Origin of the sequence: Haemophilus haemolyticus (assembly GCF_003493605.1) — a bacterium.
Lineage (GTDB): Bacteria > Pseudomonadota > Gammaproteobacteria > Enterobacterales > Pasteurellaceae > Haemophilus > Haemophilus haemolyticus_J.
Genome location: NZ_QQKA01000003.1, coordinates 96,875 through 110,400, shown reverse-complemented (window position 1 = coordinate 110,400; position 13,526 = coordinate 96,875). Strand labels below are relative to the sequence as shown.

The window sequence follows — 13,526 nt, the reverse complement described above, 5'->3', positions numbered from 1 at the left end:
CAAAAAATGGAAAAATTCCGTGTTTATGGGCAATCTCGTTTAAGTGGAACCGTGAATATTTCAGGTGCAAAAAATGCCGCACTTCCAATTCTTTTTGCCGCTATTTTGGCAACAGAACCAGTTAAACTCACAAACGTTCCTGAGCTTAAAGATATTGAAACCACTTTGAAAATTTTACGTAAATTAGGCGTGGTTGTAGATCGTGATGAAACTGGCGCAGTTTTATTAGATGCATCGAATATCGATCATTTCACTGCCCCTTATGAATTGGTCAAAACCATGCGTGCTTCAATTTGGGCATTGGCGCCTTTAGTTGCTCGTTTTCATCAAGGCCAAGTATCGTTACCTGGAGGTTGCTCTATCGGTGCTCGTCCAGTTGATCTCCATATTAGCGGTTTAGAAAAATTAGGCGCAGACATCGTTCTTGAAGAAGGATATGTAAAAGCACAAGTATTAGATCGTCTTGTAGGAACTCGCATTGTAATGGAAAAAGTGAGCGTAGGTGCAACTTTATCTATTATGATGGCAGCAACGCTTGCGAAAGGCACGACCGTAATTGAAAATGCGGCTCGTGAGCCTGAAATTGTAGATACCGCTGACTTCCTCAATAAAATGGGTGCGAAAATAACAGGAGCAGGTTCTGATCACATTGCGATTGAAGGTGTTGAACGTTTAACTGGTTGTGAGCACAGTATCGTGCCAGATCGTATTGAAACAGGAACATTCTTAATTGCCGCAGCAATTTCAGGCGGTCGTGTTATTTGTCAAAATACTAAAGCTGATACTTTAGATGCAGTGATCGATAAACTTCGTGAAGCTGGCGCTCAAGTTGATGTGACTGAGAATAGCATTACTTTAGATATGCTTGGTAATCGCCCTAAAGCAGTGAATATTCGTACCGCCCCACATCCGGGGTTTCCAACTGATATGCAGGCTCAATTTACCTTATTAAATATGGTGGCAGAAGGTACAAGCATTATCACTGAAACAATTTTTGAAAATCGTTTTATGCATATTCCTGAATTAATTCGTATGGGCGGTAAAGCTGAAATTGAAGGAAATACAGCGGTATGTCACGGAGTTGAACAATTGTCTGGCACAGAAGTGATGGCGACAGATTTACGTGCTTCAATCAGTTTAGTGCTTGCAGGCTGTATCGCAACGGGAGAAACCATTGTAGAGCGTATTTATCATATCGATCGTGGTTATGAACATATCGAAGATAAATTACGTGGTCTAGGTGCAAAAATTGAACGTTTTTCTGATAATTAAATATAGTTACTCGTTATATTCTTTCTATTTACAGCCATAGTAATTCGTCAAATTTCTATAAATGCCTTTCTTTATAAAGGCATTTTTGCGTTAATTGTGAAAATATAAGTCATTACGTTGTATAGATGCAAAATAATTTTCAAAAAGTGCGGTTAATTCTTTTCTAGTTTTTAGAACAAAAGTTTATAAACTATAAATAAATAGTATTGTTTTTTCATAAATTTGGTTTTTATAATCGCATCAATCCAAAACACAACATAAGGAATAAAAAATGAAAAAATTACTTTTTACTACCGCACTTTTAACTGGAGCTATTGCTTTCTCAACGTTTTCTCACGCAGGCGAAATTGCCGATCGTGTTGAAAAAACGAAAACTTTATTAGTAGGGACTGAAGGGACTTATGCACCATTTACTTTCCATAGTAAAGACGGCAAATTGACAGGTTTTGATGTGGAAATCATTGAGAAAGTGGCAGAAAAACTAGGCTTGAAAGTTGAGTTTAAAGAAACCGCTTGGGATGGAATGTATGCAGGTTTGAATGCAAAACGATTTGATGTTATTGCAAACCAAACGAATCCAAGTCCAGAACGTTTGAAAAAATATGATTATTCTGCGCCTTATAATTATTCTGCTGGCGTTATTGTGACGAAAGAAAATAACAATAGCATTAAGACTTTCTCTGATTTAAAAGGTAAAAAATCAGCACAATCAGCAACGAGTAACTGGAGCAAAGACGCTCGTGATAACGGTGCGATTATTGTGACAGTAGATAGCCTTGCACAAAATCTTGAAGCAGTCAAACAAGAACGTGTTGATGCAACTGTGAATGATAAATTAGCTGTGCTTGATTATTTCAAAAAACAACCAAATGCGGGTTTAAAAATTGCCGTTGAGAGCGATAAGAAAATTCCGACAGGTTTCGCATTTTTGAAAGGCGAGGAAACACTTATTGCAAAAGTGAATAAAGCATTAGAAGAATTACGCCAAGACGGTACATTAAAACAACTTTCAATTAAATGGTTTGGTGATGACATTACTCAATAATTTGTTAGCAAGTCTTCCATTTATGAGCGCAGAACGAGCTGATTATGTAATTAGCTCGTTTTGGCCTATGTTAGAAGGCGCAATTTTATATACGATTCCCTTAGCCGTTATTTCCTTTTTTTGTGGCTTATTTATTGCGGTAATGGTTGCCGTAATTTGTACACTACCCAATCCAAATTTTTTAACTAAAATTTTGCAAAGTATTTGTCGTGCTTATATTTCTATTATTCGTGGTACGCCAATGCTTGTGCAGATTTTTATTATTTTCTATGGATTGCCAGAAGTTGGCATTAAACTTGAGCCGTTCCCAACTGCCATTATTGCTTTCTCGGTCAATATCGGTGCTTATGCTGCAGAAACGGTGCGTGCATCAATTATTGCGATTCCAAAAGGGCAGTGGGAGGCTTCTTATGCTATAGGAATGAATTATCAACAGGCATTTATTCGCACGATTATGCCACAGGCATTGCGTATTTCCGTGCCATCGCTTTCTAACACTTTTATTAGCACAGTAAAGGATACCTCTTTGGCTTCTTTAGTATGGATCGCAGAGTTATTTCGTGTCGCACAAAATATCACGGCGGAAAATTATGAATTTATTTTGATTTATAGTGAAGCAGCACTGATTTATTGGGTTTTCTGTTTTGTATTGTCTATTGGTCAAATGCGTTTAGAAAAACGCCTTTCTCGTCACTTGTAAGGATTGTCTATGTTAAAAGTAAGTAATATTCAGAAAAACTTTAATGGCAATCATGTGTTAAAAGGCATTGATTTTGAAATTAATAAAGGCGAAGTAGTCGCAATTTTAGGGCCTTCAGGTTCTGGAAAAACCACCTTTTTACGTTGTTTAAACTTGCTTGAGAGACCGGAGCAAGGAATTTTGGAATTTACTGATGGCAGTCTAAAAATTGATTTTAGCCAGAAAATTAGTAAATCAGATGAATTGAAGTTACGCCGACGTTCGTCAATGGTCTTTCAGCAATACAATTTATTCCCTCATCGTTCTGCCCTTGAAAATGTTATGGAGGGAATAGTTGTTGTGCAAAAACAAGATAAAGCTCAAGCTCGTGAAAAAGCACTTAGTTTGCTAGAAAAAGTAGGGCTTAAAAATAAAGCGGATTTATTTCCATCTCAACTTTCTGGCGGTCAGCAACAGCGAGTGGGGATTTCTCGAGCCATTGCGGTAAAACCTGATATTATTTTATTAGATGAACCTACATCGGCATTAGATCCTGAATTAGTGGGCGAAGTGTTACAAACACTAAAAATGCTCGCTCAAGAGGGCTGGACAATGATTATTGTTACTCACGAAATGCAGTTTGCGAAAGATGTTGCAGATCGTGTAATTTTGATGGCAGACGGGCATATTGTAGAACAAAATACAGCAGAGAAATTCTTTTCTTGCCCACAACACGAGCGGACTAAACAGTTCTTGCTACAAGCAAAAATGCCACTTGATCCAGATTATTGTATTTAAAGTGCGGTAAATTTTTAGAGAGTTTTATGAATAATGGATTATTTAGGATTTAATTGAAACGTGATGAATTTCACAAGTTGAGAATTAAATGCTTCTGAATCTTTACATTATCAACGCACAATGCAAGAATGATCGCATTTAAATTTTTAAGTCAACAGGAGTAAATAATGACTTTGACAGAACGTTTAAAACAAGAATTTGTTTCTGGTTGGAAACCTTTTGAGGTAGTTTGGCTTGCGCTTTTCATCATTGCGCAGATTTGGGCTTATGTACAAGCACCAGATTCCTGGTTAGCAATGATTTCTGGTATTTCCGGTATTTTGTGTGTGGTATTGGTAAGTAAAGGTAAAATTAGTAATTATTTCTTTGGATTAATTTTTGCTTACACTTATTTTTATGTCGCTTGGGGATCAAATTTCTTAGGCGAAATGAATACCGTACTCTATGTATATTTGCCATCTCAATTTATTGGTTACTTTATGTGGAAAGCCAATATGCAAAATAGTGATGGTGGAGAAAGTGTGATTGCAAAAGCGTTAACTGTTAAAGGATGGATGACATTAATTGTTGTGACTACGGTTGGTACTTTGCTTTTTGTTCAAGCATTACAAGCGGCTGGTGGTAGTTCAACTGGTTTAGATGGTCTAACAACAATTATTACGGTTGCTGCACAGATTTTAATGATTTTGCGTTATCGTGAACAGTGGTTGTTATGGATTGCTTTAAATATCCTTTCTATTTTCTTATGGGCAGAAACACCAGCCATGTACTTAATGTATTCAGCCTACTTACTTAACTCGTTGTACGGTTATTATAACTGGACGAAATTGGTTAAACGTATCTAAACATACTTAAGCAAACTTAGAAACAAAGAAGAGCGGTAATTTTACCGCTCTTTTTTCTTTGCTTTAAAGATTAACGCATGGTCACGAATTCTTCTGAACCCGTTGGATGAATAGCCACTGTGTTATCAAAATCGGCTTTTGTTGCGCCCATTTTGATTGCGACGGCAAATCCTTGAATCATTTCATCTACACCAAAACCAATACCGTGTAAACCTACAACTTTTTCATCCTTGCCCACACAAACTAATTTCATTTTGCACGGTTGGCGATGTTGAGTGACTGCAGTGTACATTGCAGTGAAAGAGGATTTATATACCTTAACATTTTCAGCTCCATATTGTTCGATAGCTTGAGGTTCAGTTAAACCTACAGTGCCGATTGGTGGATGGCTGAATACAACGGTTGGAACTAAATTGTAATCTAAATGTTCAGTCGGTTTATTATTGAATAAACGTTCAGAAAGGCGACGACCTGCAGCAACTGCAACTGGTGTTAATTCAATGCCGTTTTCGATAATATCGCCTACCGCATAAATGCCTTTCACATTAGTATTTTGATATTTATCGACTTTGACATAGCCGTGTTCATTTGTTTCTACACCTGCATTTTCTAAGCCAATTTTATCTGTCGCTGGAACACGACCTGCCGCCCAAATAACACAGTCCACAGTAACATCAGATTGACCATCACATTTAACTGTAAGAGATCCATCTGCATTTTTAACAATTTCAGATGGTGTGGAATTGGTATGTAATTGAATTCCATCTTGTGCAAGCACTTCCACTAATGTTTCTACGATTAATGGATCCTGATTACGCATTGGCGCATGGCGACGCACTAATAAATGTGTTTCCACGCCTAAGCTGTTTAATACGCCAGAAAGTTCAACAGCAATATAGCCAGCCCCAATAACAACAGCACGTTTTGGTAATTCGGTTAATGCAAAGAAACCATCTGAATCAATGCCGTATTCTTGTCCTTTAATGTTTGGACGATATGGGCGGCCACCTGTTGCGATTAAAATATGATCTGCGGTTACTTGCTCTTTTGTACCATCAGCAAGTGTTACTTCAATAGTATGCGCATCGATAAATTTTCCGAAACCGTTAATTACATCAATGTTATTTTTCGCTAATACATTGTTATAAGATGTATGAATACGACCAATATAGGCTTGGCGACTTTCAATCAGTTTTGAAAAATCAAATTTTTTCACTTCAACATCAAAACCATAATCTGGCGCGTAATTGTTAATTGCTTCTGCAATATGTGCACCATAAAACATTACTTTTTTAGGTACGCAACCTACATTTACACAAGTACCACCAAGATGTTTTGCTTCAATGATTGCGCATTTTTTTCCATAGCTTGCAGCACGATTTAGAGAAGCAATACCGCCACTGCCACCGCCAATAGCGATGTAATCATAATGTTTAGTCATAATTTGATCCTTTTTTGAACTCAAAAATTTTCCGTATTTTGCCTAATTTTTATGAAGAATGCTATAAATTGATGTAATTGGTTTTATGAATATTTTTATTCTTTTTGAACAGATAATTAGTTTTAGATTATTTTATGTGAAAAGTAGTATGTAGAATAAAATGGCATCATAAAAAATGAGGAAGGTTATATTAACCATCCTCACTTAAGAGCATATCTAATTAGCTATGTGATTAATTTGAATATTGGTTAATCGCAGCGGATACTTCTTGATCTTGGTAAATGTTATTCACAATATCGTTAAATGTTTGAGACAGAACTTTCTGAATTTCGTCATTATCTGCGTTTAATGCGCCTTCTTGTGAACGAGTAGCATTAAATGCTTTGTTATATGAACCTTTCGCGCCTTGAACATAAACAGTTGCTTGAATTTTTGTATTAAGTTTATAACGAAGATTACCTTGCTCTACTTGCGTAGCAAATTCACGCACATCCACTGTTACCCAGGCATTTGATCCATTGGATTGCCCAATTCTGAAACCTTTACTAATAAGATTTTGTTGTATCACTTGTTGGAATAATTGTGTAACACTTGGTGATGAATTTAATTTAATGAGTTCTCCACGCTTGGTATAGCTCGCGATATCTTGCGTTGTGCGGCTATCTTTCGTTGTTACATACACAATCGCATTTTGATTAATGTTCATTGTTGCATTCGGTGCTGGTGGTGTGAACGTTAATGTATTTGATTGTGCTTGGCAGCCAGCAAGGAACAGCGTAGCGGCTGCAATACTTACTGCTGATAATGTTTTGATTTTGTTTGATAATGTCATAATTTCCCCAATGAGCCAGTTAAAACTGTGTTATTCTTGCAAACTTCATTGCTAATGTATAGCGTTTCATTGTGATTTTGTGGAGATTTATGATGTCTGTTCAACAAACTATCGAACAAAAAATTCAACTAGAATTTCAACCGCACTTTTTTAGTGTAGAAAATGAAAGCCACTTACATAGTTCTGGTCGTGGCGCGGAATCTCATTTTAAATGTGTGATTGTGAGTAATGTTTTTGAAAGAATGCGTAAAGTTCAACGCCATCAACGTGTTTATCAATTGCTTGCAGATGAGCTTAATAGCGGTGTTCATGCGTTAGCGTTGCACTTGTTTACTGCAGAGGAATGGGGCGAGCTAAATGAGAAAATTCCCGCCTCAACTAGGTGTGCAGGGATCGGTCATTAATTTTATGTTATGAAGATGTAACATTTTTTTGATATATCGCAAAAGGTTTTTACAAAAAAGTAGGCATTTAAGTAGCGAAAAAAACAGATTTTCGCTAGAATAAGGCGTTTAATTTTATCCAAATTCAATTTCTCGATAGGGATGTTTATCGTGAAATTAACCGATTTGAGTTTTTTATTTTTGTGATATTTATGCTTTCTTTGAAGTATTTTGTCACGCTCAAACACGAGATTGCATTTAAGTTAGCTTATTTGCAATCGTATTTTTAACCTTGAAAAGTAGTGCAAACAGTATGATTACAATTAAAAAAGGCTTGGATCTTCCTATTGCAGGAAAACCGGCACAAGTAATCCACAACGGAAATGTTGTGAATCAAGTTGCGATTCTAGGTGAGGAGTATGTGGGGATGCGTCCTTCGATGAAGGTGCGCGAAGGCAATGTTGTAAAGAAAGGCCAAGTGCTTTTTGAAGACAAGAAAAATCCAGGTGTGATTTTTACAGCCCCTGCAAGTGGTACTATCACTGTAATCAATCGTGGTGAGAAACGTGTGTTACAATCTGTCGTAATTAATGTGGAAGGGGATGAGCAAATCACTTTCGCAAAATATAGCGCAGAACAATTGAATACGCTTTCTTCTGAACAAGTAAAACAAAACCTTGTTGAATCAGGTTTATGGACTGCATTACGTACTCGTCCATTTAGCAAAGTGCCAGCGATTGATAGTGAACCAGCCTCAATTTTCGTGAATGCAATGGATACCAATCCATTAGCCGCAGATCCTGCAATTGTGCTAAAAGAATTTTGGCAAGATTTCACAAATGGTTTAACGGTATTAAGTCGTTTATTCCCTTCAAAACCGTTACACTTGTGTAAAGCAGGTGATACCAATATCCCAACTGTTGATCTTGAAAATTTACAGATTCATGATTTCGGTGGCGTTCACCCAGCAGGACTTGTTGGTACTCATATTCATTTTATTGATCCTGTTGGTGTAAATAAAACTGTATGGCACATCAATTATCAAGATGTGATCGCAGTGGGTAAATTATTTACAACAGGTGAACTTTATGTTGAACGCGTTATTTCTCTTGCTGGTCCGCAAGTGAAAGAACCTCGTTTAATTCGCACTGTAATTGGTGCTAATCTCTCTCAATTAACCCAAAATGAATTAAGTGCGGGTGAAAATCGCGTAATTTCAGGTTCAGTGCTTTGTGGACAAACTGCAAAAGGTGCTCATGACTATTTAAGTCGTTATGCATTGCAAGTATCGGTAATCGCTGAAGGTAATGAGAAAGAATTCCTTGGCTGGATTACACCGCAATCTAATAAATATTCAATTACTCGTACAGTGTTAGGTCACTTCGGTAAGAAATTATTCAACTTCACTACGGCTGAAAACGGTGGTGAGCGTGCAATGGTTCCAATTGGTAGCTATGAGCGTGTTATGCCGTTGGATATTTTACCGACATTATTATTACGTGATTTAATCGTGGGTGATACCGATGGCGCGCAAGCGTTAGGTTGTCTTGAATTAGACGAAGAAGACTTAGCATTATGCTCTTTCGTTTGCCCAGGCAAATATGAATACGGTTCAATCTTGCGTCAAGTATTAGATAAGATTGATAAGGAAGGTTAAAAATGGGTTTGAAAAATCTTTTTGAAAAAATGGAACCCGCGTTTTTACCAGGTGGTAAATACAGCAAGCTTTATCCGATCTTTGAATCGATTTATACCTTGCTTTATACACCAGGTACAGTAACGCACAAAAACACTCACGTTCGTGATGCGTTAGACTCAAAACGTATGATGATTACGGTTTTCCTTGCGTTGTTCCCTGCGATTTTCTACGGGATGTACAATGTGGGTAACCAAGCGATTCCTGCCTTAAATCAATTAGGCAATTTAGATCAACTAATTGCTAATGATTGGCACTATGCACTTGCAAGTTCATTAGGTTTAGATTTAACTGCCAATGCAACTTGGGGCTCAAAAATGGCGCTGGGTGCAATTTTCTTTTTACCAATTTACTTAGTGGTGTTCACCGTTTGTACAATTTGGGAATTATTGTTCTCAGTTGTGCGTGGCCATGAAGTAAATGAAGGGATGTTCGTTTCAACCATTTTATTTGCGTTGATCGTTCCACCAACATTGCCATTATGGCAAGCCGCATTAGGTATTACTTTTGGTATCGTTGTTGCAAAAGAAATTTTTGGTGGCGTAGGTCGTAACTTCATGAACCCTGCACTTGCAGGCCGAGCTTTCTTGTTCTTCGCCTATCCAGCTCAAATTTCAGGTGATACTGTTTGGACTGCCGCTGATGGTTTCTCTGGCGCAACCGCACTTTCACAATGGTCACAAGGTGGTCAGGGAGCATTACAACATACAGTAACTGGTACCCCAATCACTTGGATGGATGCTTTTGTGGGTAACTTACCTGGTTCAATGGGTGAAGTTTCTACGCTTGCAATTTTAATTGGTGGTGCAGTGATTGTATTCACTCGTATTGCAGCATGGCGCATCATTGCTGGTGTGATGATTGGTATGATTGCAACTTCAACGCTATTCAATTTAGTTGGTTCTGATACTAACCCAATGTTCTCAATGCCTTGGCATTGGCACCTTGTTTTAGGTGGATTTGCATTAGGTATGGTATTTATGGCAACAGACCCTGTTTCAGCATCCTTTACCAATGCAGGTAAGTGGTGGTACGGTACATTAATTGGTGTAATGGCTGTATTAATTCGTACTGTAAACCCAGCTTATCCGGAAGGCGTGATGTTAGCGATTTTATTTGCAAACTTATTTGCACCGATTTTCGACTACATCGTAGTTCAAGCAAATATCAAACGTCGGAGAGCAAGAACAAATGGCTAAGTTTAATAAAGACAGCGTAGGCGGCACAATTCTTGTCGTATTGCTACTGAGTTTAGTTTGTTCCATTATTGTTGCTGGTTCCGCAGTAATGTTAAAGCCTGCACAAGAAGAACAAAAGTTACTCGATAAACAAAAAAATATCTTAAATGTAGCTGGTCTTTTACAAGAAAATACTAATGTAAAAGAAACTTATGCAAAATTTATCGAGCCTCGTTTCGTTGATTTAGCAACGGGTGAATACACACAACAAGCAGACGATAGCCAACAAGCAATTCCTGCTGATGCGGATAAAGCACGTATTCGTTCTCGTAGCAAAACGACAGAAGTTTATCTTGTAAAAGATGAACAAGGTAAAACTCAACAAGTTATTTTACCAATTTATGGAACTGGCTTGTGGTCAGTGATGTATGGTCTAGTATCTGTTCAACCAGATGGTAATACGATCAATGGAATCACTTACTACCAACATGGTGAAACGCCAGGGTTGGGTGGTGAGATTGAAAATCCAAACTGGGCAAGTTTATTTAAAGGTAAAAAATTGTTTGATGAACAACATCAACCTGCAATTCACATCGTGAAAGGGCAAGCTCCACAAGATGAGCATAGTATTGATGGTTTATCAGGCGCGACTTTAACTGGTAATGGTGTACAAGGTACATTTGATTATTGGTTTAGTGCGAACGGTTTTGGTCCATATCTTGAAAAACTTCATGCGGGAGCAAACTAATGTCTGAAAAAGCAAATTATAAAGATCTGTTGTTAGCTCCGGTTGTTAAGAACAACCCAATTGCATTACAAATCTTGGGTATTTGTTCTGCATTGGCGGTAACAACAAAATTAGAAACTGCTGTTGTAATGGCGATTGCAGTGAGTTTGGTAACTGGGTTATCAAGTTTCTTTGTTTCTCTGATTCGCAACTACATTCCAAACAGTATTCGTATTATTGTGCAACTTGCAATTATTGCATCACTTGTAATCGTTGTTGACCAAATATTAAAAGCCTACGCTTATGGTTTATCTAAACAACTTTCGGTATTCGTTGGTTTGATTATTACTAACTGTATCGTAATGGGACGTGCTGAAGCATTTGCGATGAAGTCACCTCCCGTTGAAAGTTTTGTAGATGGTATCGGTAATGGTTTAGGTTATGGTGCGATGTTAATTATCGTAGCATTTTTCCGTGAACTTATCGGTTCAGGTAAATTATTTGGTATGACTATTTTTGAAACCATTCAGAATGGTGGTTGGTACCAAGCAAATGGTTTATTCCTACTTGCACCAAGTGCATTCTTTATCATCGGATTTGTTATCTGGGGATTAAGAACTTGGAAACCAGAGCAACAGGAGAAGTAATCAATGGAACATTATATTAGCCTATTCGTTAAGGCAGTCTTCATTGAAAATATGGCACTTTCCTTCTTCTTAGGAATGTGTACTTTCTTAGCGGTATCTAAAAAGGTATCAACTGCGTTTGGTCTTGGTATTGCGGTAACTTTCGTTCTTGGGATCGCAGTGCCAGTAAACCAATTAATTTATGCAAATGTATTAAAAGAAAATGCTTTAATTGAAGGTGTAGATTTATCATTCTTGAACTTCATTACTTTCATTGGGGTTATTGCTGGTTTAGTGCAAATTCTTGAAATGGTATTAGATAAATTTATGCCATCTCTTTATAATGCATTAGGGATTTTCTTACCGTTAATTGCAGTAAACTGTGCGATTTTTGGTGGGGTATCTTTCATGGTTCAACGTGATTACAATTTCCCTGAATCTATCGTGTACGGTTTTGGCTCAGGTTTAGGTTGGATGTTAGCGATTGTTGCGCTTGCTGGCTTAACTGAGAAAATGAAATATGCGGATATTCCTGCAGGATTAAAAGGTTTAGGTATTACCTTTATCTCTGTTGGTTTAATGGCGTTAGGCTTTATGTCTTTCTCTGGTATTCAATTATAAGGAGTGTAATCAATGAGCGATTCAGTAATTCTTGCACTCGGTATTGCCGCATTCACGGTTATTGTATTAGTGTTAGTGGCAATCATCTTATTTGCGAAATCAAAATTAGTCGATTCTGGTGATATTACTATAGGCATCAATGACGATCCTGAAAAAGCGATCACATTACCTGCAGGTGGCAAATTATTAGGTGCTTTAGCAAGTAAAGGTATTTTTGTGTCTTCTGCTTGCGGCGGCGGTGGCTCTTGTGGTCAATGTATTGTTAAAGTGAAAAATGGTGGCGGAGAAATTCTTCCAACCGAACTTTCTCACATTAACAAACGTGAAGCAAAAGAAGGTTATCGTCTAGCTTGTCAAGTTAACGTGAAAGGTAATATGGAAGTTGAACTTCCAGAAGAAATCTTCGGCGTGAAAAAATGGGAATGTACTGTTATTTCTAACGATAACAAAGCAACCTTTATTAAAGAGCTTAAATTAGCTATTCCTGAAGGTGAAGAAGTTCCATTCCGCGCGGGTGGTTATATTCAAATCGAAGCTGATCCACATGTGGTAAACTATAAAGATTTTGATATTCCTGAAGAATACCACGAAGACTGGGATAAATACGACTTATGGCGTTATGTCTCTAAAGTGGATGAACATATTATTCGTGCATACTCAATGGCTTCGTATCCTGAAGAGAAAGGCATCATTATGCTTAATGTGCGTATTGCAACACCTCCACCACGCCAACCTGATGCGCCTCCAGGTCAAATGTCTTCATACATTTGGTCATTAAAAGCAGGTGACAAAGTTACTATTTCTGGTCCATTTGGTGAATTCTTTGCGAAAGAAACCGATGCAGAAATGGTATTTATCGGTGGTGGTGCTGGTATGGCTCCAATGCGTTCTCATATTTTTGACCAATTAAAACGTCTTCATTCTAAACGTAAAATGTCATTCTGGTATGGTGCACGTTCTAAACGTGAAATTTTCTATCAAGAAGACTTTGACCAATTACAAGCTGAAAATCCAAACTTTGTATGGCATGTTGCATTATCGGACGCATTGCCTGAAGATAATTGGACTGGCTATACAGGCTTTATTCACAATGTACTTTATGAAAACTACTTGAAAAATCATGAAGCACCAGAAGATTGTGAATACTATATGTGTGGACCTCCGGTGATGAACGCTGCGGTAATCAAAATGTTGAAAGACCTTGGTGTTGAAGATGAAAACATTCTATTAGATGACTTTGGTGGCTGATTTTAGTTAATCAATTCATCATAAAAACTGACCGCACTTTGTGATGAAGTGCGGTCAAAATTTAAGGTGTTTTTAGAAAATTTTCTATGATTACAGGTAAGTTTTGTTGAATTTGCCAGTAATTCACAGATGTAG

Annotated in this window: 14 protein-coding genes; 12 read left to right on the top strand and 2 right to left on the bottom strand. The window is 37.5% G+C overall.

All coding sequences use genetic code 11. The features are described from left to right. Positions 1-6: 6 nt before the first annotated feature. From murA to pnuC, 5 genes are all read left to right on the top strand, one after another. Positions 7-1,272 (top strand): UDP-N-acetylglucosamine 1-carboxyvinyltransferase, encoded by a 1,266-nt coding sequence (gene murA, locus DV424_RS03765; protein ID WP_118859123.1) that lies wholly within the window; start codon positions 7-9, stop codon positions 1,270-1,272. 271 nt (positions 1,273-1,543) lie between these two features. Then, on the top strand, positions 1,544-2,317 hold the full coding sequence (locus tag DV424_RS03760; RefSeq protein WP_105899094.1) for an amino acid ABC transporter substrate-binding protein: 774 nt from the start codon (positions 1,544-1,546) through the stop codon (positions 2,315-2,317). Next, positions 2,301-3,017, top strand: a complete 717-nt coding sequence (locus DV424_RS03755) for an amino acid ABC transporter permease (RefSeq protein ID WP_105899093.1) — start codon at positions 2,301-2,303, stop codon at positions 3,015-3,017. Before DV424_RS03760 ends, DV424_RS03755 begins: the two co-directional genes overlap by 17 nt. Positions 3,018-3,026: 9 nt before the next feature. Further along, entirely contained in the window at positions 3,027-3,794 is a 768-nt protein-coding gene (locus tag DV424_RS03750; protein WP_118859122.1) for an amino acid ABC transporter ATP-binding protein, read from the top strand. 167 nt (positions 3,795-3,961) lie between these two features. Beyond that, positions 3,962-4,639 (top strand): nicotinamide riboside transporter PnuC, encoded by a 678-nt coding sequence (pnuC, locus tag DV424_RS03745; protein WP_118859121.1) that lies wholly within the window; start codon positions 3,962-3,964, stop codon positions 4,637-4,639. Positions 4,640-4,709: 70 nt separating this feature from the next. On the opposite strand, the gene gorA is transcribed toward pnuC, so the two are convergent. Both gorA and DV424_RS03735 read right to left on the bottom strand, forming a co-directional pair. After that, positions 4,710-6,080 carry a glutathione-disulfide reductase gene (gorA, locus tag DV424_RS03740; protein WP_118859120.1) on the bottom strand — a complete coding sequence of 457 codons (1,371 nt, stop codon included), beginning with the start codon at positions 6,078-6,080 and terminating at the stop codon, positions 4,710-4,712. 232 nt (positions 6,081-6,312) lie between these two features. Then, the gene (locus DV424_RS03735; RefSeq protein WP_118859119.1) at positions 6,313-6,912 is read right to left on the bottom strand and encodes a YajG family lipoprotein; all 600 of its coding nucleotides are present in this window, start codon (positions 6,910-6,912) and stop codon (positions 6,313-6,315) included. Between the two features lie 92 nt (positions 6,913-7,004). Between DV424_RS03735 and DV424_RS03730 the strand changes: the two genes are divergently transcribed. From DV424_RS03730 to nqrF, 7 genes are all read left to right on the top strand, one after another. After that, positions 7,005-7,316 carry a BolA family protein gene (locus tag DV424_RS03730; RefSeq protein ID WP_118859118.1) on the top strand — a complete coding sequence of 104 codons (312 nt, stop codon included), beginning with the start codon at positions 7,005-7,007 and terminating at the stop codon, positions 7,314-7,316. 292 nt (positions 7,317-7,608) lie between these two features. After that, positions 7,609-8,952, top strand: coding sequence for a Na(+)-translocating NADH-quinone reductase subunit A (locus tag DV424_RS03725; RefSeq protein ID WP_118859117.1), 1,344 nt, complete (start codon positions 7,609-7,611; stop codon positions 8,950-8,952). A 2-nt stretch (positions 8,953-8,954) separates the two neighbouring features. Further along, positions 8,955-10,190: an NADH:ubiquinone reductase (Na(+)-transporting) subunit B gene (locus tag DV424_RS03720; protein WP_118859116.1), complete on the top strand. Its 1,236-nt coding sequence runs from the start codon at positions 8,955-8,957 to the stop codon at positions 10,188-10,190. Beyond that, a complete protein-coding gene (locus DV424_RS03715) occupies positions 10,183-10,917 on the top strand; it encodes a Na(+)-translocating NADH-quinone reductase subunit C (protein ID WP_005629176.1) in 735 nt (244 codons plus the stop codon). Before DV424_RS03720 ends, DV424_RS03715 begins: the two co-directional genes overlap by 8 nt. Beyond that, complete coding sequence (nqrD, locus tag DV424_RS03710; RefSeq protein ID WP_005629349.1) at positions 10,917-11,543, top strand: NADH:ubiquinone reductase (Na(+)-transporting) subunit D; 627 nt, start codon at positions 10,917-10,919, stop codon at positions 11,541-11,543. Before DV424_RS03715 ends, nqrD begins: the two co-directional genes overlap by 1 nt. Positions 11,544-11,546: 3 nt before the next feature. Beyond that, positions 11,547-12,143 carry an NADH:ubiquinone reductase (Na(+)-transporting) subunit E gene (nqrE, locus tag DV424_RS03705; RefSeq protein WP_005631374.1) on the top strand — a complete coding sequence of 199 codons (597 nt, stop codon included), beginning with the start codon at positions 11,547-11,549 and terminating at the stop codon, positions 12,141-12,143. Positions 12,144-12,155: 12 nt separating this feature from the next. Continuing rightward, positions 12,156-13,391: an NADH:ubiquinone reductase (Na(+)-transporting) subunit F gene (gene nqrF / locus DV424_RS03700; protein ID WP_005629183.1), complete on the top strand. Its 1,236-nt coding sequence runs from the start codon at positions 12,156-12,158 to the stop codon at positions 13,389-13,391. Positions 13,392-13,526: the final 135 nt, after the last annotated feature.

What these genes read in the sequence shown, in the direction of transcription:
- murA (WP_118859123.1), top strand. Translation starts at nt 7, where the DNA reads ATGGAAAAATTCCGTGTTTATGGGCAATCTCGTTTAAGTGGAACCGTG.
- DV424_RS03760 (WP_105899094.1), top strand. Translation starts at nt 1,544, where the DNA reads ATGAAAAAATTACTTTTTACTACCGCACTTTTAACTGGAGCTATTGCT.
- DV424_RS03755 (WP_105899093.1), top strand. Translation starts at nt 2,301, where the DNA reads ATGACATTACTCAATAATTTGTTAGCAAGTCTTCCATTTATGAGCGCA.
- DV424_RS03750 (WP_118859122.1), top strand. Translation starts at nt 3,027, where the DNA reads ATGTTAAAAGTAAGTAATATTCAGAAAAACTTTAATGGCAATCATGTG.
- pnuC (WP_118859121.1), top strand. Translation starts at nt 3,962, where the DNA reads ATGACTTTGACAGAACGTTTAAAACAAGAATTTGTTTCTGGTTGGAAA.
- gorA (WP_118859120.1), bottom strand. Translation starts at nt 6,080, where the DNA reads ATGACTAAACATTATGATTACATCGCTATTGGCGGTGGCAGTGGCGGT.
- DV424_RS03735 (WP_118859119.1), bottom strand. Translation starts at nt 6,912, where the DNA reads ATGACATTATCAAACAAAATCAAAACATTATCAGCAGTAAGTATTGCA.
- DV424_RS03730 (WP_118859118.1), top strand. Translation starts at nt 7,005, where the DNA reads ATGTCTGTTCAACAAACTATCGAACAAAAAATTCAACTAGAATTTCAA.
- DV424_RS03725 (WP_118859117.1), top strand. Translation starts at nt 7,609, where the DNA reads ATGATTACAATTAAAAAAGGCTTGGATCTTCCTATTGCAGGAAAACCG.
- DV424_RS03720 (WP_118859116.1), top strand. Translation starts at nt 8,955, where the DNA reads ATGGGTTTGAAAAATCTTTTTGAAAAAATGGAACCCGCGTTTTTACCA.
- DV424_RS03715 (WP_005629176.1), top strand. Translation starts at nt 10,183, where the DNA reads ATGGCTAAGTTTAATAAAGACAGCGTAGGCGGCACAATTCTTGTCGTA.
- nqrD (WP_005629349.1), top strand. Translation starts at nt 10,917, where the DNA reads ATGTCTGAAAAAGCAAATTATAAAGATCTGTTGTTAGCTCCGGTTGTT.
- nqrE (WP_005631374.1), top strand. Translation starts at nt 11,547, where the DNA reads ATGGAACATTATATTAGCCTATTCGTTAAGGCAGTCTTCATTGAAAAT.
- nqrF (WP_005629183.1), top strand. Translation starts at nt 12,156, where the DNA reads ATGAGCGATTCAGTAATTCTTGCACTCGGTATTGCCGCATTCACGGTT.